This is a genomic window from Deinococcus budaensis (assembly GCF_014201885.1).
Taxonomy (GTDB): domain Bacteria; phylum Deinococcota; class Deinococci; order Deinococcales; family Deinococcaceae; genus Deinococcus; species Deinococcus budaensis.
On record NZ_JACHFN010000020.1, the window covers coordinates 16,655 to 33,390 of the forward strand.

A 16,736-nucleotide genomic window follows, 5' to 3' on the forward strand; every position below is an offset into this window, starting at 1 on the left:
AGAATCCCCACCTTTCGGTGCCCCAGGGCGGCCAACACTGGGGTTTCCTCTTTTCTGAGGATGACCTCTCCGCTTCCCGCTGGTCATGCCACCCGCCCGCAGGCCAGGTTTACGGCCCGTATTTCCGTTCCTCCGGCAACGCGGCCCCCTCATGCACGGCCTGAGCCACTCGAACCGCCAGCGGGAAATCTACCGCCGCGTACCAGCCTTCCTCCAGCTTCCCCTCCCGCTGGCGATAGGCGCAGAGGGCGGGGCCGGAGGAGCAGGCACCCAGGCAGCCGCTTTCGGTGAGGCGCACGGTGCCGCCGGTCTTGTAATAGGCCAGACTCGCGCGCTCCAAGTGATTCCAGAGTGCCCTGTACAGCAGCGCCGAGCCGCGTGCCTGGCAGTTCTGGCCCTGGCAGACGAGCAGGTGGCCGGACGTTTTGAAGTATTTCGGCGGCATTCAGTCCTCCGGGATGACGATGAGGCGGTTGCCGTCCTGCACCACGCGGGCGCGCAGGCCGTAGGCGGCGTGGAGGTGGGCAGGGGTGAGGACCTCCTCCGGCGTGCCCCCGGCGAGGACCCGGCCCCCGTGGAGCAGCAGCAGGCGGTCAGCGCGGGCGGCGAGGTTGAGGTCGTGCAGCACCGCCACCACCCCCAGGCCCCCGGCGGCCTCGCAGCGGGCGTGGCGGATCACCTCCAGGCCGTAGGCGAGGTCGAGGTGGTTGGTCGGCTCGTCGAGCAGCAGGAACCGGGGTCCGGCGGCCAGCGCCCGGGCGAGGCCCACGCGCTGGCGCTCGCCGCCCGACAGCTCGCCGACCCGCCGGGCCGCGAAACGCAGGGTATCGGTGCGGGTCAGCGCGTCCGTCACCGCGTCCTCGTCGGCCCCGGTCCAGGGGCGGGTGGGGATCAGGCCCCAGGTCCAGGCCCCGGCGCCCCGCCCGAGAGAGACCACATCGCGTACCCGCGCCCCTTCGGGCAGGCCCTCGCCCTGCGCGAGGTACGCCAGCGTCCGCGCCCGCTCGGCCCGGGACCACCCACGCAGCGAACGGCCCAGCAGCCGGACCTCGCCCGCGTCGGGGAGGCTGAGGCCCAGCAGCGCCCGCAGCAGCGTGCTCTTGCCCGCCCCGTTCGGTCCGATCACGGCCGCGAATTCCCCTGCCCGGAAGGTCGCGCTGACCCCCCGCACCGCCGGAAAACTTCCCGCCCGGACGTGCAGGTCGCGCGCTTCCAGCGTGTCCCCACTTCCCACTTCCCCCTGCCCACTCCCCCTCTTACTCATGCCGCCCCCGCCGCAGCAGCCACAGGAAAAACGGCCCCCCCAGCAGCGTGGTGACCACCCCGACCTGCGACAGCACCGTGGTCCGGGCCAGCAGGTCGGCCAGCACCAGCAGCGTGCCGCCCAGCAGCGCCGAGACGGGCAACAGGACCCGGTGCCCCGCGCCCCACGCCAGCCGCGCCACATGCGGCACGATGAGGCCGACAAAGCCGATGATCCCCACGTAGGCGACGGCGGCGGCGGTCGCCACGCTGGCGGCCACGACCACCAGCAGCCGCAGCCGCTCGACCGGCACGCCCAGGCTGCGGGCGGTCAGGTCCCCCAGCCCCAGGGTGTCGAGCGCGCGCCCCAGCAAGACCAGCACGCCGCACCCCGCCAGCGCGTAGGGCAGCACGGTCAGCACGTCGGGCCAGCCGCTGAAGCCCAGGTCGCCCAGGGTGTAGGCCAGCACCTGCCGCGCCCGGTCCTCGCCGCGCAGGATCAGGAAGGTGGTGAAGGCACTCAGGACGCTCCCCACCACCACGCCCGCCAGAATCAGGCGGGTGGGCGGAAAGCGGCGGCCCTCGCGCGCCAGCGTCAGCGTGAGCGAAACCGCCGCCAGCGCCGCCGCCAGCGCCGTGAGCGGGATGCTGCCCCTCGGCCAGCCCGCCACGATGGCGACCGTGGCCCCCAGCCCCGCCCCGCTGGCCACGCCCAGCAGGTATGGATCGGCCAGCGGGTTGCGGAAGACCCCCTGAAAGGCCCCGCCGCACACTGCCAGACAGGCGCCCACCAGCACGCCCATCGCCACACGCGGCAATCGGAGCTGCCACACGATCACGTCGTTGCCGGTCAGTTCCGCCCCTGTCCAGAGGCCCGCCACCCCCCGGCCCAGGGCGCCCAGCACCTCGCCGGGCGGGATGGTCACGCTGCCCAGCCCCACCGCCAGCACCACGGCGGCGCAGAGGGCCAGCACCAGCGCCGCCGTGCGCCCCAGCACCCGCCAGCCGGGGCCGGGGGCGGGCCGGGACGAACCTTGCTTCAGGGCCACGGCCTACTTGAACAGTTCCGGGTGGACCAGCCGCGCCAGCCCGCGCAGCGCCTGCGGCATCCGGGGGCCGGGGCGGCTGAGGATGGTGTTCAGGTCCTTGGGGATGTCCAGCACCCGGCCTGTGCGGACCGCCTGTAAACCCGCCCAGCCGGGCCGGGCCGCCGCCGCCCGCCGGTCCAGACCCAGCATCAGTTGGGGGTTGGCCTTGACGATCAGTTCGGGGTCCACCTTGGGAAAGTCGCCGAGAGCAGCCGGGACGATGTTGCGCGCGCCCGCTTTGCCGAGCAGCACGCCCATAAAGGAGTTCGGCCCGACCGAGTACGGCGTGGGGTCGATCTCCAGGTAGGTCGTGGGCTTGCGGACGGCGTTCTTGGTCAGGATCTCGACTCTGGCGATCTCGCGGCGCATGTTCAGCGTCAGCGCTCTGGCCTGCGCCTCGCGGTTCACGACCCGGCCCAGGGTCAGGGTCTTGGAAAAGACCTCGTCGTACTTCTCCATATCCAGCGCGAAGACCGGGATGCCCGCCTGGGTCAGCGGCCCTTCGAGCTTGCTGTACTGGCTCACGAGGACCAAGTCGGGCCTCAGCGCCACCATCGCTTCCACGTCGGGCGCAAAGAGGTCACCCACCTTCGGGAGCCGCGCGACCTGCTGGGGATAGTCGCTGTAGCGGTCCACGCCGACGAGCTTGCCGCAGGCCCCGACGGCACACAGCGTCTCCGAGTGGCCGGGCACCATGCTGATGATGCGCCCGGGTTCGGCCTTCAGGGTCACCTTGCGGCCCAGGTCGTCGGTGAGGGTCAGGGGATAGATCGTCGCCGCGGCGGTGGGCAGCAGCGCGAGCAGCGAGGCGGTGAAGGCGGTCTTGGGCAGGAGAGTCTTCATAGGGGATTCCTCCTCTCCTCCGCTGAAACTGGGGAAAACAAAACGCCGCCCCGGCAAAGGGGGGCGGAAAGTCCGGGTCGTCCAGGGCGGCGGCCCCCCGTGAGGGCAGGCGGCAGCGCCAGGGCGGTTCCTCCATTCCGCGAGAGGTCAGGCCGACTGGCCCTCCCCGGTCGGGAGGAGGCCAGGACGGGGCCGGTGTTCGGACTTCTTCCCCTCTGGGGAGGTTACCGTTGCGCGACAGTGCCGGACTTTCACCGGCTTTCCCTGCGCCCGTCGGGGCACACTATACGCCGCGTCCGGGCGCGGAGGCTGGGGCGCGGCAGACGGTTCCCAGCCCGATGCCCGATTTACGCCCCGGACTGGTCCCGGCGGTGCACCATCGGCGCCCCGGCCAACTCGCCCAGCCGCTCGCCGACCTCGGCGGTCAGGGCTTTCAGGCCCCCCGCAGGCGCGATGGGCGGGCCGAACTCCACGATCCAGCGCCGTCCCTCGCGCCGCAGGCCGACCGGGAGCACCGGGGCCTTGCCCTTGAGGGCCAGCAGCGCGACCCCGCCCTGCACCTCGCCGCCGCCGCGCGTGCCTTCCGGGAAGATGCCCAGCGTGCCGCCCCGCTGCAAGATGCGCAGGCTGGTCCGCACCGCGCCCAGGTCGTTTGCCCGGCGGTCCACCGGAAAAGAGCCGCCCGCGCGGATAATCGCCCCGATCACCGGCACGAACAGCTCCTTTTTCGCCATGAATTGCAGGTACCTTCCGGGCGGCAGGCTGCGCGCGATCAGGAAGGGGTCAAAGGCGCTGCGGTGGTTGGCCGCCACGATCAGCGGCGTGCCGGGCGGCGGCACATGCCCGCGCCCGCGCACCTCGATGCGGCCTCCGCGCAGCAGCACGGGCAGCGTGGTCAGGAACACGACGGCCCGGTAGACCCAGGGCGTGACGCGCGGCGCGCTGGCCGCTTCGGCCGGGGCAGAGGCAGGAGTGCGGGCGTCGCTCATGAGAAAGAGGATACGCCTCCGCCGCGCGTCGTGCGGACGTGGCCGCGCGCGCGCCGGAGGCGCGTCCCCCGGCCCTGGGAGGCGCGGAGGCGGGCGCCTTCAGCCGCCTTCCCTCCAGCTGGGGCGACCAGGCTTCAGCGCCGGGGCGGAACTCAGTACGGCTCGTCGTCCGCGTCCGGGCTGTCCGTGTCTGGGCCGTCCGGGTCCGGGCTGTCCGGGTCGGGGGCGCGCCCTTCCTGGTCGTCTGCCGCCAGCTCACCCTCGGTCCACTCGCCCGCCAGCACCTCGCGCACGGCCTCGATGCGTTCGCGGCAGGCGGCGTAGGCGGCGCGGGCTTCTTCGAGCAGCGGCAGCACGCGGTCGAGGTCGGCCTCGCCCGTTTCCAGCTCGGCGGCGATGCGCGCGAGCCGGGCGTAGGCCTCGCGGTAGGACAGGGGCGGGGAAGCGTCCGGCATCCTCCCGAGGATAGCGCCGTGAGGGGAGCCGTACCCTGAAGGCATGGTTCCCCTTCCAGACTTCAAGCACTTCGATTTCGCGGGGTTGGGCGCCGCCGACCGTTACAAGCTGGTGACGGCGGTGGTCGTGCCGCGTCCCATCGCCTGGGTGAGCACCCTGGGCCGGGGCGGGGAGGTGAACCTCGCGCCGTATTCCTTTTTCGGGCTGATGGGGTCGGACCCGGCGGTGGTGGCCTTTGCGCCCGGCGACCGCCCCGGCGGCACCCCCAAGGACACGGCGCTGAATATCGGCGCTGGCGGCGAATTCACCGTGAATCTGGTCAGCGCCGAGCTGGCGGAGGTGATGAACGCGACCGCCACCGACTTTCCCTACGGCCTGGGCGAGCCGGGGGAGGTCGGCGTGGCCCTGGCGCCCGGCGTGCGGGTGCAGGTTCCCCGGGTGGCCGCCAGCCCCGCCGCCCTGGAATGCCGCGAGGTCCAGACCGTGCAGATCGGGCGCACCCGCGTGGTGCTGGGCGAAGTCCTGGGCCTGCACCTGCGCGCCGACGCCCTGCTCGACGAGGCCAGAAAGTACGTGGACACCGCCGCCCTCGATCTGGTGGGACGGATGGGCGGCCGGGGAGGCTACACCCGCACGCGCGACACCTTTACCCTGGAGCGCTTCACCTACGCCCAGTGGCAGCGGGCGCGGGAGGACACGCCGCTGGGGTGAGCGCCCCGCCGCCGGGCAGTCAGGACGCCACCACCACCAGCGCGCGGCCGGCGCGCTTGGCCGTGTAAAGCGCCGCGTCGGCCCGCTCCAGCAGCTCGGGGTAGCGCTCGCCGGGCTGGCTCTGGGCCACGCCGCAGCTCACCGTGACCTGGCCCACCTCGCCGTGCGGCTGCGCCGCGACCGCCGCCTGAAGGTCCCTGGCGAGGCGCTCGGCGCCCGCGCGGCCCTGGCCCGGCACGATCACCAGAAATTCCTCGCCGCCCCAGCGGCCCAGCCGGTCGCCCTCCTCCAGCACCCCCCCGGCGGCCTGGGCGGCGGCGCGCAGCACCCGGTCGCCCGCCGCGTGCCCGAAGGTGTCGTTGACCCGCTTGAAATGGTCGAGGTCAAAAAGGATCACGCTCCAGAGGTCCCCGGTCTGCCCGGCCCGCGCCTGCTGGGCCTGCAACCACAAGTCGAGCTGCCGCCGGTTGGGCAGGCCCGTCAGGTCGTCCACCAGCGCGGCGCGGGCGGCGCGCTCGGCCTGCACCATGGCCTGGAGGTAACGGCGCAGCAACCCGCCCTGAAGCGTCAGAAAGGCGATAAAGGTCGCGTGGGTCAGGTACAGTTGCAGCAGATCGTTGCCCCACTGCGCGCGCAGCGCCGCCGGAGTCGCCGCAGACAGCCAGTACGCGCCGCCCAGCCCCAGCAGCGCCGCGAACCACCCCAGCGACACCCCCAGCGCCGTGCGTGGAGAAAAGACCAGCGCCGCGACGAAGTAGTTCAGGACCAGCCAGTAGGCGTACCCGCCCAACCCGGAGGCCGCCCGCTCGACCAGCAGCGTCTCGCCCAGGCTCAGCACGCCGCCGGTGCCCTCCAGCAGCAGTTCGGTGAGGCCCACCAGCCGCAGGGCGCCGGGCCGCCGCCACAGCCACACGAAGAGCGCCACGTTCTTGACCGCGATAAAGCCCAGCACGCCCTGGTCCCGCGCGGTGAACATCCACTCCGAGGACACGCCCAGCGTCAGCCCCGACGCGAGCATCACGCACGCCAGAATCACCAGCAGCGAGTGGCGCCGGAACTGGAATTCCGGAGTCGCTTGGGCTGCTGGGGAAACGCGCCACGCCATAAGGCGCCATGCTAAGCGCGGCGCTCTGACAGAACACCTGCATGAAGGTTGCCTCGGGAGCCGCTGGCGGCAGTCGGGGGGCGGGGGGGGGGCCGCGCCCCCTACCGCCGCAGCTTCCGCGCCGCCTCGTCGGGCGTGATCTCGCCGCGCTCCAGGCTGAGCAGCACCTCGGCCTGGGGATCGGCGGCCTCGGGTTCGTAGCCGATGGCGCGCAGCAGGGTGTCGAAGCGGGCGCGGACGGTCGGGTAGCTGACCCCCAGCACCCGCTCGACCTCCTTGAGGTTGCCGCGCACCCGGATGTAGAGGCGCAGAAAGTCGAGGTTCTCGGGCGAGAGGGTGGCGAACTCGTTGAGGTCAAACACGCCGCGCACGGTCACGCCGCTGGTCGGAAACCGCAGCTCGGTGACCAGCGGGGCTTCCGTCTCGTCGGGAAAGGGCAGGGGCAGGGGTCTGGGCATGGGGTCAGGGTACGCGGGGGGGCGGGAGGGCGGTGCGGGGTGCCGTCCGGCGTTCCGCGCCCCGCCCTGCCGCCAGCGCGCTCACTTCAGCGTGAGGCTCACGCTGTTGCCGTCGCTGTCCTCGGCCTGAATCAGGTCGCCGGGAGGCGGGTCGGCCTCGATCAGCAGCCTCAGCGCCTCGAGGCTCAGGCCCGCGCGTTCCAGCGCCCGGATGCCGTGCCCGGGAATGAGCTTGTGCAGGTGCCCCGCGAGGCTGACCGGCAGGTTGGCGCTGTACTCGTCGCCGTCGCTGGATTCGACCTGCACGCGCAGTATGCGGGCCGAGCCTGCGCGGCCATGCTGCGCCCCTGCCTCCGTCCCGCCCACGGCGTCGCCCACGCGGCCTATCGCCGAATTGACCCGGTCCATGATGCCCTCCATATCGATGGGGAAGTCCCGTCCGCCCATCCTGACCCGGCCTTCCCAGCCGGGCGCGCGGGGCGGCAGGGGGGGTTGAGGGAAGTCCTTGACCCCGCGCAGCAGCAGCAGATGTTCGGCGACCTGGGCGGTGTCCAGCTCTCCGCGCGCCAGCAGCGAGGCGACGAGTTCGCGGTCACTCTCGGTCAGGGCGAGCCGGGCGTTCAGGGCGGCCAGCAGCGGCGCGGCGTCTTCCAGCGTGAGCTTGCCTGCCCGCACCAGGTCCAGAATCCGCTTGATCTTTTCTCTCATGACCACTCACCTCCACGCAGCGCGGCCTGTCTCGCGCGGCGCCCCGGTGTGGCCGGGTACACCTCCAGGCGGGCCTCGTACGAAGCCTGCAACGCGGCGTGGGCGCGGGCGCGCCTCAGGCAGGCCTCGGGGATCTGGTCCGGCCGCAGCCCGGCCCACAGCCGCAGCAGGACCGACCGCAGCCGCCGCCCCGCAGACCACGGCGCCGGGACGGGAACCAGAACGCGGGCGGGCAGCGGCAGGCGCATCACGCCGTCACCACCTTGAGCTGCCCGGCCGTGACCCGGCAGGAGAGGTGGGCCTCGCCGCCGCCCAGTTGCCCGGCGTGGCGGGTGTTCAGAAAGCCGCCCTGCCTCTGCGTGGGAAAGTCGGCCTTGAAGGCCCCCACCGTCATGTCGGCGTCCAACTGGACACTGCTGCCGGGCAAGAGGTGCAGGGCAGCGTTTCCGGCGTTGACCTCGACGCGGTGCTGGCCGCTGCGGAGCGTCCCGACCCACTTCAGGTTGCCGCCGTTCACGCTGGCATTCAGGGTGGACGCGTCCTCCAGCGTGAGGTTGCCCCCGTTGACACTGAGGTGGGTGGGGCCGTCCATCTCGCTGGCGGTCAGGTTGCCGCCGTTCACGTCGGCCTTCAGGCTGGCCGCGCGGCCCATGCGGAGGTTGCCGCCGTTCACGTCCGCGACCATCTCGCCGCCGAGGTCCGGCAGCGTGAGGTTGCCGCCGTCCACCCGCGCCCGCACGTGCCGGGGCACGAAAGGCACGCTCAGGATCGCCCGCAGCGAGGCCCAGTTCCCCTGATGGCGGCCGACCCGCTCGACCCGCCAGCCCTCCGGCCCCGCCGTGAGCCGCACTTCGCCCTCCTGGCTGGCGCTGAGCTGCGGGGCCGTGGTGGCCGCGTCGTGCACCACCGTCAGCGTGTAGCCGCTGACCTTGAGGATCAGGTCCGGCGGCGTGTCCCCCCCCGCGTCCGCCGTGGCGGGCGGGGGCGGGCTGGTCAGGGCCTCCGCCCCGGCCTCGCCCGCACTGCCTTCCAGCAACCCGGCGGCCTCCTCGGCGGTGAGTTTGCCCTCGGCCACCAGACGCTCGACCTGGGCACGGAAGCTCTCGTCCACATGTTCATTCATGCGCTCCTCCTTGCCTAAATAGAAACACGGAGATCACAGATTGTCAAGCGTGATTTGCCGTTATTACGGAGACTGGCGGGGCGGATGCGTCCCAGACGGCCTCCACAAGGCGCGAGCGTGGACGGCTTCATGTGTTTGTAAAACCCGGCTTGCCTTTCGCTGAGGTTGAACCGGCCCGCGTATTCTCGGGGGCATGACCTCTGCCTCGCCCGCCGTTCCGGACCTGACCCCCGCGCAGCGCACGGAGGTGGAACTTGTGGCGCGCGGCAAGCAGCCTAAAAGCCGGACCCTGCGCGAGCTGGGGCAGCCCGAGACGCCCGAGGCGGCCCACGCGTTGCTGCTGCGGCTGGGCCTGTGGGACGAGGCCCGCACGCCCTACGCCGACCGGCTGGGCGCGGCTCTGCAACCGGTGACGCTGGAGGTGCCGCCCTTTGCCGAGGAACCCCGGCTCGACCTGACGCACCTGCCCGCTTACGCCATCGACGACGAGGGCAACCGCGACCCCGACGACGCGGTGGGAATCGAGGCGCTGGGGGGCGGCCTGACCCGGCTGTGGGTCCACGTGGCCGACGTGGCGGCGCTGGCCCCGGCGGGCAGCCCGTTGGATGAGGAAGCGCGGGCGCGCGGGGCGACCCTCTACCTGCCCGACCAGACCATTGGGATGCTGCCCGACGCCCTGGTCGAGCGCAGCGGCCTGGGCCTGGCGGACACGTCCCCGGCGCTCTCGATCTCGCTGGACCTCGACCCGGACGGCAACGCGGACGCGGTGGACGTGCAGCTCACCACCGTGCGGGTGACCCGGCTGAGCTACCTGGAGGCCCAGCAGCGGCTGGAGGCGGGCGAGGAACCCTTCGTGACCCTGGCCCGCCTGGCCCGCGCCAGCCGCGAGCTGCGCGAGGCGGAAGGCGCCCTGTCCATCGACCTGCCGGAGGTGCGGGTCAAGGCGGGCGCGGACGGCGCCTCGGTCACGCCGCTGCCCAAGCCCGAGATGCGCTTCGTGGTGCAGGAATGCATGACGCTGGCAGGCTGGGCCGCCGCCATCTACGCCGACGACCACAGCCTCCCGCTGCCCTTCGCCACCCAGGACGCGCCCACCCGCGAGGTGCGCGGCGAGTCGCTGGGTGCCCAGTGGGCGCGGCGCAAGACGTTGGCGCGCACCCGCTTTCAGCCTGCGCCGGGGCCGCATCACGGCATGGGCCTCGACCTCTACGCGCAGGCGACCAGCCCGATGCGGCGGTACCTCGATCTGGTGGTTCACCAGCAGCTGCGGGCGCACCTGACCGGCACGCCGCTCCTCCCCGGCAAGGAGGTCGCCGCGCGGGTCGCGCAGGCCGTGATGAACGCCGACGCCACCCGCCAGGCCGAGCGCCTCAGCCGCAGACACCACACCCTGCGCTTCGTGGCGGCCCAGCCGGAGCGCGAGTGGGACGCGGTGGTCGTGGACCGGCGCGGCCCGGGGGCCACCCTGCTGATCCCCGACCTCGCCTTCGACCTGCCGCTGAGCACCCCGGCCCCGGTCGGCACAGCGCTGCGGGTGCGCCTGACGGACGTGAATCTCCCGGCCCTGACCGTGCGGGCCAGGGTCGTCTGAAGGCGGAAGCAAAACGCTGTCGGCGGGGACACCGTCGCACCCCATCCAAGCGCCAGAATCGGGTTCACCTTTCATTCATCTCTCGGCGGCTGTGTTTACACTGCCCTCCATGAACGGCGTGCCCACCGACATCGTGTCCCTCAGGATGAGCCACTGCCGAGCCGAACACGCCGCTTCCGGAGCGCAGTACCACCTCGCGGTGCTGCACTACCGCGCCTGCCTGGAGGCCGCCGAGCGCCGCGAGGACTGCCAGGCGGTCGAGTTCTTCGCGCTGAAGCTGGCCGCCTGCTACGAGCAGATGGGCCTGGCCGAAAAGGCCCGCCACTTCCGCGCGCTGGCCGGGGCGGGCGACACCTCGCTGCTGGGCTGACTGGGCGGGGTCGCCTTCGCCTGAGCGGGGCTGGGCCTGCTGGGCGGCGCGTCAGACCGCGCTCAACTTCGGGAGGCACAGTGGGAGCCATGCGCTTCCTGCTCCGGCCCCTGCTGCGCCGACTGCTGCCCCTGCTCGTGGCTTCCCTGGGCGCGGCGGGCGCCGCGACCCTCTCGCTCTCGCCCGGGCAGACGGGCAGGCTGGGGGACTTTACCCTGACGCTGCTGCGGGTGCAGGACAGCCGCTGCCGCCCGGAGGTGCAGTGCGTCCAGGCGGGCGACGTGCGGGCGTCGGTGCTCGTGCGCCGGGGAGAGCGGCTTGCGCTGCTGCGGCTGACGCTGCCCGCGCCTCTCGTCACGTCAGCTCTTGACGGCTAGTTTCTCCCCGTACGGCTGGAGGACGCCACCTTTGGCCGCCCGCCGCGCCTGACCTTCGGCGAGTGGCCGCGCTGAAGGGTCCCCCCGCTCCCCTTCCGGCCCTGGACCCTCTGTTTTAATGGCGGCTATGCGTCACTTCTCCCCCAGCGACCCCACGCCCCGCGACCTGGGTTTTGCCATGCCGCCCGAGTGGGCCGCGCACGCCGCGACCTGGATGAGCTGGCCCGCTAACGACGACCTGTGGTTCGGCCACCTCGCCGGGGTGCGGGAGGAATACGCGGAGCTGGTGCGGACCATCGCCCGCTTCGAACCGGTCGAGCTGCTGGTGCGCGACGAGGAGAGCGAGGCCGACGCGCGGAAGCGGCTGGGCGACCTCGCCGCGTTCGCCTTTCCGGTCACCCTGCACCGCGTGCCCCTCGACGACGTGTGGGTCCGGGACAACGGCCCGATCTTCGTGCGGGACGCCGGGGGCCGGGTGTCGCTGGTGAACTGGCGCTTCAACGCCTGGGGCGGCAAGTTCGAGTGGCAGCACGACGACCGCGTCCCCGAGTACGTCGCCGCGCACCTGCGGCTCCCCCACTGGGACCGCCCCGAGGTGCTCGAAGGCGGCGGCCTGGAGGTCAACGGCGCGGGCGTGGGCCTGACCACGCGGTCGTGCCTGCTGACCCCGACGCGCAATCCCGGCCTGACCGAGCTGGACTACGCCGGGCGGCTGCGGGAGACCCTGGGGGTCGAAAAGCTGCTGTGGCTGGACGGCGGCCTGGAAAACGACCACACCGACGGCCACATCGACACCATCACCCGCTTCACGGACGAGCAGACGGTCGTCACCAGCGTGGCCGGGGACGAGGCGGACGCCAACCACCCCGTGATGGCGAAGAATCTGGCCGAGCTGCGCGGCATGACCGACCGGCACGGCCAGCCTTTCCGGGTCGTGGAGCTGCCCCTCCCCGCGACCCGGCTGGAGGGCGCGGAGGGAAGGTTGCCGCCCACCTACGCGAACTTCTACATCGGCAACGGGTTCGTGGTGGTGCCGCTGTACGGCGACCCCAACGACGCCCGCGCGCTGGAGGTGCTGCGGCCCCTTTTTCCCGGCCGCGAGGTGATCGGGCTGTCCAGCCGCAAGATCATCGAGGGCGGCGGGTCCTTTCACTGCATGACCCAGCAGCAGCCTGCCGGAACGCTGTGGACCGGGGAGTAACCCCGCTGGGCGGCGGCTACCAGGCCCGCCCGATCACGCTAGACACCTACCGCGACGCCTGCGCCCGGCTGGAGGGGCGCATCTTCGGCGGAACCTGGCTCTACGCTTTCGACCCGCCCGCCAAGGCGCCGCCGCCGCTGGGCGAGAGCTTCCAGTGGGGCCTGTACCACGGTCAGGACCTGATCGGCTGGCACCACGCCCACCAGCGGGACGAGCGGACGGTCTATATGGCCGACACCGGCCTGCTGCCCGAGCACCAGGGGCGCGGCGTGTATACCCGCCTGCTGCCGCACCTGCTGGACGCCTTCCACGCGGCGGGCTACACCCTGGTCACCAGCCGCCACCGGGCGACCAACAACCGGGTGATCGTGCCCAAGCTGCGGGCGGGGTTTTTCGTTCAGGGCCTGAACCTCTACGAGGGCGGCCTGAACGTGGCGCTGACGCTGAGCCTGGACCCTGCGTACCGCGAGGCGATGCACGTCCGCAGCGGGCTGAGGCAGGCGACGGGCGAGGCGGCGAGGCGGCTGGGCCTGCGGGTCGCGGGACCGCCGGAGCGGGCCGGGCCGGAGGTGCCCCGGCTGCCCCTGCCCCCCGCCGAGGGCGAGGACCTGGACCTGGGGGGCGGGTACACCCTGCGGCGCGTGTCCAATGCGGTGTACCGCGAGATCTACGCGCGGCTGGAGGACGCCGCCTACGACACGGTGACGTTCGACTGGGGCGAGACGCCGGGGCTGACCCGGCCCGGGCACCCGGCTTTCGCGTGGCTGATCGGCCACGCGGGAGAGGTCGTGGGCTGGCACTCGGCGCGGCAGTGGGACGAGCGCACCCTCTACATGAGCAACACGGCCCTGCTGCCCGCCCACCGGGGCCGGGGACTGTACACCCGTCTGCTGCCCGCCCTGCTCGCCACCTTCGAGGGCGAGGGCTACACGCTGATTCGCAGCCACCACCACGCCACCAACAACGCCGTGCTGGTGCCCAAACTGCGCGCGGGCTTTCGCCTGCAAGGGCTGGAGGTCAACCACCACGGCGTCATGGCGGTGCTGGTCTACAGCTTCGGCGGCCCGTACCGCGAGTACATGGACCTTCGCAGCGGGTTGATGGGCCCCAAAGGTGAGGTGGCCCGCCGCCTGGGCCTGGATTTGAGCGAGGATGAGGCATGACCCCCACGCCCCCCAAGCAGGCGCCCCAGCACGTGAGCCTGGCCGTGATCCAGATGCACATGTCCAGCCAGCTCGAAGACAACGTGGCCCGCGCCGAGGCCCATGTCCGCGAGGCGGCCCGGCAGGGCGCGCAGGTCGTGCTGCTGCCCGAGCTGTTCGAGAACCTGTACTTTTGCCAGGTCGAGCGCGAGGACTACTTCGCGTTGAGCCATCCCCTGGAGGGGCATCCCTTTATCGGGCGCTTTCAGAATCTGGCCTCTGAGCTTGGCGTGGTGCTGCCCCTCTCGTACTTCGAGCAGGCGGGGCAGGCGCACTACAACTCGCTGGTGTGCATCGACGCCGACGGCACGGTGCTGGGCAACTACCGCAAGACCCACATCCCCGACGGCCCCGGCTACGAGGAGAAGTACTACTTCGCCCCCGGCGACACCGGCTTCAAGGTCTGGCCGACCCGCTTCGGGCGCGTGGGCGTGGGCATCTGCTGGGACCAGTGGTACCCCGAAACCGCCCGCGCGATGATGCTGCTGAACGCCGACTTCCTGCTGTATCCCACCGCCATCGGCAGTGAGCCTGCCGAGGTCGAGACGCCCAACACCTACCAGATGTGGCAGCGGGCGATGGTCGGGCACGCGGTGAGCAACTCGACCTACGTCGGTTCCAGCAACCGCATCGGCACCGAGCGGGTGGGGGACCTGGAGCAGACCTACTACGGCCACTCCTTCATCTCCGACTACACGGGCGAGATCGTGGCCGAACTGGGCGAGACCGAGGAGGGGCCGCTGCTGCATACCCTCGACCTGGTGGAAGCAAGAAAATTCCGCGCAGGGATGGGCTTTTTCCGCGACCGCCGCCCCGAGCTGTACGGCGCGCTGCTGACGACGGACGGGGTGACCCGGCGGGGCTGAGGAGAGAGAAGGACGGCTCAGCGATCTGGCCGATGCTTTCCCGACTCTCCCTTTCCTACCCTGTCTTATGGACGAAGCCGCATTGAACGGGATAGGGGCTTATTACGGGCAGGACCGGGAACACCTTCGACTGAGCCGGGGCAGCAACCAGTTGGAATTCGAGCGGACGCAGGAACTCGTTTCGCGCTGGCTGCCCTCGCCTCCGGCGACGGTCCTCGATGTGGGCGGCGGGACCGGCCCCTATGCCCGTTGGCTGCTCTCACGCGGGTATGCGGTGCATCTGCTGGACGTGGTGCCCCTGCACATCGAACGGGTCCGCGCCGACCCCAGCTTGGACGCGCTGGCCTCAGCCAATGTGGGCGACGCCCGCGCCCTGCCTTACCCGGACGCTTCCGCCGACGCCGCGCTTCTGCTGGGGCCGCTGTACCACCTGACCCGGCGCGAGGACCGGCTGCTCGCGCTGCGGGAAGTGCGGCGGTGCCTGAAGCCGGGAGGCGTCCTTCTCGCCGCCTGCATCACCCGCACGGCCAGCACACTCGACGGGCTGTTGGCGGGACTGGACGCCGACGAGCGCTTCCGGCAGATGCGGGACCAGACGCTGGAGAGCGGCCTGCACGATCCACCAGACGCCGCGCAGGGCTGGTTTACCCGTGCCTACTTCCACCGACCAGAAGAATTGCGGCAGGAGCTGGAGGAAGCCGGGTTCAGCGGTGTGCGGCTCTACGCGATAGAAGGGCTGGGCAATCTCGTCCCGGACTTCGAGGCCCGTTGGAACGACCCCGAGCAGCGTGGGCGTCTGCTGGACGCGGTGCGGCGTACCGAGGAGGACCCTTCCCTCTTCGGCATCAGCGCCCACCTGCTGGCGGTCGGCTCGAATCCCGCGTAACTCGCCATTCGGCCGACGCGCTCCTAGAGTCGCCGCCCTACCTTGGTCAGATGCCCCACCGTCCCCATTCCCGCGAGTGGTATGCCCGCCTGGCCCGTGAACTGGGCGGGTACCGCCATCCCTGGACCCGCGAGCTGGACGGCCCCGACCCCGAACTGACCTTTGACGCCCTGCTGCAAGGGCGGCTGGGGCCGGGGGTGCGGGTGCTGGAGGCGGGCTGCGGCCACGGCCCCGACGCGGCTCGCTTTGGGGGCGAGGTTGGGCGCTGGATGGCCTACGACCGGGTGCCGGAACTGCTGGCGCAGGCCCGAGTGAACGCGCCCCACGCCGAGTTCCACCTCTGGGACGGCAAGGGCGCGGTGCCCGACGCGCTGCGCGGCCCCTTCGACCTGATCGTGTCGCGCCGGGGGCCGACGGGCGTGATCTTGCGATTGCCCGAACTCGCCGCGCCGGGTGCCCGGTTCCTGTACGTGGGGCCGAGGCTGGAGGTGCCCCAGGTGCCGGAGCGTCTGCGCGGGGTCGGCTGGGACCTGCTGGGCGAGTGGCGCGTGTCCGTGCGGGCCTGGGCACCGACCCTGTCGGACTGGGCGACCCGCTGCGCGTGAATGGAGGAAGAGGCGAGGCTGGAGGAGTGGGAGGCGCGGGCCACCCCACGCGGCCTGAGCTACCGCGAGGAGCGGTATGTGGTGCTCGCCGGGGCGTCGTAACTCGCCCCCGTGAACGTCAACCCCTGCGCGGGCACGTTCGCCCCCGCCCGCGCCCGCTCGCGCCCGGCGAGGATGGCGGGCACGTCCTCCCCGCGCAGCTTGCCCTGTCCCACCAGCAGCAGGGTGCCCACCAGCCCGCGCACCATGTGGCGCAGGAAGCTCTCGCCCGCGACCTGAACCTCCCAGACCTGTCCGCCGTGGACCTGGGGACCGGGCCGAACCGAGAGCGCCCGCAGCTCACGCACCGTCTGCCGGTCTTCCTGGGTGGCGAAGGCGGCGAAGTCGTGGGTGCCGATCAGCGGGAGGGCGGCGGCGTTCATGGCGTCCACGTCCAGCGGCCCCGGCACATGCAGGGCGCGGCCCGCCCACAGCGGATGGCGTTGCGGAGCCGCCAGCAGCCGGTAGCTGTAGCGCCGCTCGGTGCAGGAGAAGCGGGCGTGGAAGCCGGGAGGGGCCTGCTCCGCCTCCAGCACAGCCACGGCGGGCGGCAGCTGGCCGTTGAGCGCGCGGGCGAGTTTGGTCGGGGGAACGCGGAAAGCCTGCGGCACGTCGATGTGGGCGGGCATCGCCTCGGCGTGGACTCCGGCGTCGGTGCGTCCGGCGGCGACCGGGCGGAACACCCCCTCCCCCCCCAGTGTGGTGAAGGCCACATGCAGCGTGTCCTGCACGCTCGGCGCGTGGGGCTGAGACTGCCATCCGGCCAGGTCCTTGCCGTCCCAGGCGAGCAGCAGGCGCAGGCGCACGAAGCCGGGCGGGGGGGCGTAGCTGGGCCGGGGGAGCATGGGCGCAGGCTAGCGCCGGGGCGCCTCCTCA

The 16,736-nt window shown here is 72.1% G+C and carries 20 protein-coding genes, 1 pseudogene and 1 riboswitch; of the genes and pseudogenes, 9 read left to right on the top strand and 12 right to left on the bottom strand.

From position 1 onward, the window contains the following. Nucleotides 1-109: 109 nt before the first annotated feature. The 6 genes and pseudogenes from HNQ09_RS17430 to xseB all read right to left on the bottom strand — a co-directional run bounded on the left by HNQ09_RS17430 (nt 110) and on the right by xseB (nt 4,617). The gene (locus tag HNQ09_RS17430) at nt 110-445 is read right to left on the bottom strand and encodes a (2Fe-2S) ferredoxin domain-containing protein (RefSeq protein ID WP_184031734.1); all 336 of its coding nucleotides are present in this window, start codon (nt 443-445) and stop codon (nt 110-112) included. Continuing rightward, nucleotides 446-1,159: pseudogene (locus HNQ09_RS17435) on the bottom strand (ABC transporter ATP-binding protein); the annotation flags it as partial. A 97-nt stretch (nt 1,160-1,256) separates the two neighbouring features. Beyond that, nucleotides 1,257-2,240 (bottom strand): FecCD family ABC transporter permease, encoded by a 984-nt coding sequence (locus HNQ09_RS17440; protein ID WP_343057946.1) that lies wholly within the window; start codon nt 2,238-2,240, stop codon nt 1,257-1,259. A 54-nt stretch (nt 2,241-2,294) separates the two neighbouring features. Then, nucleotides 2,295-3,173 carry an ABC transporter substrate-binding protein gene (locus HNQ09_RS17445; protein ID WP_184031740.1) on the bottom strand — a complete coding sequence of 293 codons (879 nt, stop codon included), beginning with the start codon at nt 3,171-3,173 and terminating at the stop codon, nt 2,295-2,297. 173 nt (nt 3,174-3,346) lie between these two features. Beyond that, a riboswitch (cobalamin riboswitch) is annotated at nt 3,347-3,483 on the bottom strand. A gap of 37 nt (nt 3,484-3,520) precedes the next feature. Beyond that, nucleotides 3,521-4,162 carry a lysophospholipid acyltransferase family protein gene (locus HNQ09_RS17450; RefSeq protein ID WP_184031742.1) on the bottom strand — a complete coding sequence of 214 codons (642 nt, stop codon included), beginning with the start codon at nt 4,160-4,162 and terminating at the stop codon, nt 3,521-3,523. A gap of 152 nt (nt 4,163-4,314) precedes the next feature. Next, on the bottom strand, nt 4,315-4,617 hold the full coding sequence (gene xseB / locus HNQ09_RS17455; protein WP_184031744.1) for an exodeoxyribonuclease VII small subunit: 303 nt from the start codon (nt 4,615-4,617) through the stop codon (nt 4,315-4,317). A 43-nt stretch (nt 4,618-4,660) separates the two neighbouring features. On the opposite strand from xseB, the gene HNQ09_RS17460 reads away from it, so the two are divergent. After that, nucleotides 4,661-5,329, top strand: coding sequence for a flavin reductase family protein (locus HNQ09_RS17460; protein WP_184031746.1), 669 nt, complete (start codon nt 4,661-4,663; stop codon nt 5,327-5,329). A gap of 19 nt (nt 5,330-5,348) precedes the next feature. Here the strand turns inward: HNQ09_RS17460 and HNQ09_RS17465 are convergent, their stop codons facing one another. From HNQ09_RS17465 to HNQ09_RS17485, 5 genes are all read right to left on the bottom strand, one after another. Next, nucleotides 5,349-6,434: a GGDEF domain-containing protein gene (locus tag HNQ09_RS17465; protein ID WP_184031748.1), complete on the bottom strand. Its 1,086-nt coding sequence runs from the start codon at nt 6,432-6,434 to the stop codon at nt 5,349-5,351. A gap of 101 nt (nt 6,435-6,535) precedes the next feature. Next, a complete protein-coding gene (locus HNQ09_RS17470; RefSeq protein WP_184031749.1) occupies nt 6,536-6,892 on the bottom strand; it encodes a DUF2089 domain-containing protein in 357 nt (118 codons plus the stop codon). Nucleotides 6,893-6,973: 81 nt separating this feature from the next. Beyond that, a complete protein-coding gene (locus HNQ09_RS17475) occupies nt 6,974-7,600 on the bottom strand; it encodes an SHOCT-like domain-containing protein (RefSeq protein ID WP_184031750.1) in 627 nt (208 codons plus the stop codon). Next, nucleotides 7,597-7,851 carry a hypothetical protein gene (locus HNQ09_RS17480; protein WP_184031751.1) on the bottom strand — a complete coding sequence of 85 codons (255 nt, stop codon included), beginning with the start codon at nt 7,849-7,851 and terminating at the stop codon, nt 7,597-7,599. Before HNQ09_RS17480 ends, HNQ09_RS17475 begins: the two co-directional genes overlap by 4 nt. Continuing rightward, a complete protein-coding gene (locus HNQ09_RS17485; protein ID WP_184031753.1) occupies nt 7,848-8,723 on the bottom strand; it encodes a hypothetical protein in 876 nt (291 codons plus the stop codon). The genes HNQ09_RS17480 and HNQ09_RS17485 overlap by 4 nt, the downstream gene beginning before the upstream one ends. Nucleotides 8,724-8,916: 193 nt before the next feature. On the opposite strand from HNQ09_RS17485, the gene HNQ09_RS17490 reads away from it, so the two are divergent. From HNQ09_RS17490 to HNQ09_RS17525, 8 genes are all read left to right on the top strand, one after another. Next, entirely contained in the window at nt 8,917-10,314 is a 1,398-nt protein-coding gene (locus tag HNQ09_RS17490) for a ribonuclease R family protein (RefSeq protein ID WP_184031754.1), read from the top strand. Between the two features lie 109 nt (nt 10,315-10,423). Continuing rightward, a complete protein-coding gene (locus tag HNQ09_RS17495; RefSeq protein WP_184031755.1) occupies nt 10,424-10,684 on the top strand; it encodes a hypothetical protein in 261 nt (86 codons plus the stop codon). Between the two features lie 89 nt (nt 10,685-10,773). Further along, the gene (locus HNQ09_RS17500; RefSeq protein ID WP_184031756.1) at nt 10,774-11,061 is read left to right on the top strand and encodes a hypothetical protein; all 288 of its coding nucleotides are present in this window, start codon (nt 10,774-10,776) and stop codon (nt 11,059-11,061) included. A 127-nt stretch (nt 11,062-11,188) separates the two neighbouring features. Continuing rightward, nucleotides 11,189-12,262 carry an agmatine deiminase family protein gene (locus HNQ09_RS17505; protein ID WP_184031757.1) on the top strand — a complete coding sequence of 358 codons (1,074 nt, stop codon included), beginning with the start codon at nt 11,189-11,191 and terminating at the stop codon, nt 12,260-12,262. After that, nucleotides 12,247-13,425 (top strand): GNAT family N-acetyltransferase, encoded by a 1,179-nt coding sequence (locus HNQ09_RS17510; RefSeq protein ID WP_184031758.1) that lies wholly within the window; start codon nt 12,247-12,249, stop codon nt 13,423-13,425. The genes HNQ09_RS17505 and HNQ09_RS17510 overlap by 16 nt, the downstream gene beginning before the upstream one ends. After that, nucleotides 13,422-14,330, top strand: coding sequence for an N-carbamoylputrescine amidase (gene aguB / locus HNQ09_RS17515; RefSeq protein ID WP_184031759.1), 909 nt, complete (start codon nt 13,422-13,424; stop codon nt 14,328-14,330). Before HNQ09_RS17510 ends, aguB begins: the two co-directional genes overlap by 4 nt. Nucleotides 14,331-14,397: 67 nt before the next feature. Further along, entirely contained in the window at nt 14,398-15,216 is an 819-nt protein-coding gene (locus HNQ09_RS17520) for a class I SAM-dependent methyltransferase (protein ID WP_184031760.1), read from the top strand. Between the two features lie 50 nt (nt 15,217-15,266). Next, nucleotides 15,267-15,821 (top strand): class I SAM-dependent methyltransferase, encoded by a 555-nt coding sequence (locus tag HNQ09_RS17525; protein WP_246363467.1) that lies wholly within the window; start codon nt 15,267-15,269, stop codon nt 15,819-15,821. A 59-nt stretch (nt 15,822-15,880) separates the two neighbouring features. Here HNQ09_RS17525 and truA read toward each other — a convergent pair whose 3' ends face one another. Continuing rightward, nucleotides 15,881-16,705 carry a tRNA pseudouridine(38-40) synthase TruA gene (truA, locus tag HNQ09_RS17530; protein WP_184031761.1) on the bottom strand — a complete coding sequence of 275 codons (825 nt, stop codon included), beginning with the start codon at nt 16,703-16,705 and terminating at the stop codon, nt 15,881-15,883. Nucleotides 16,706-16,736 lie beyond the last annotated feature (31 nt).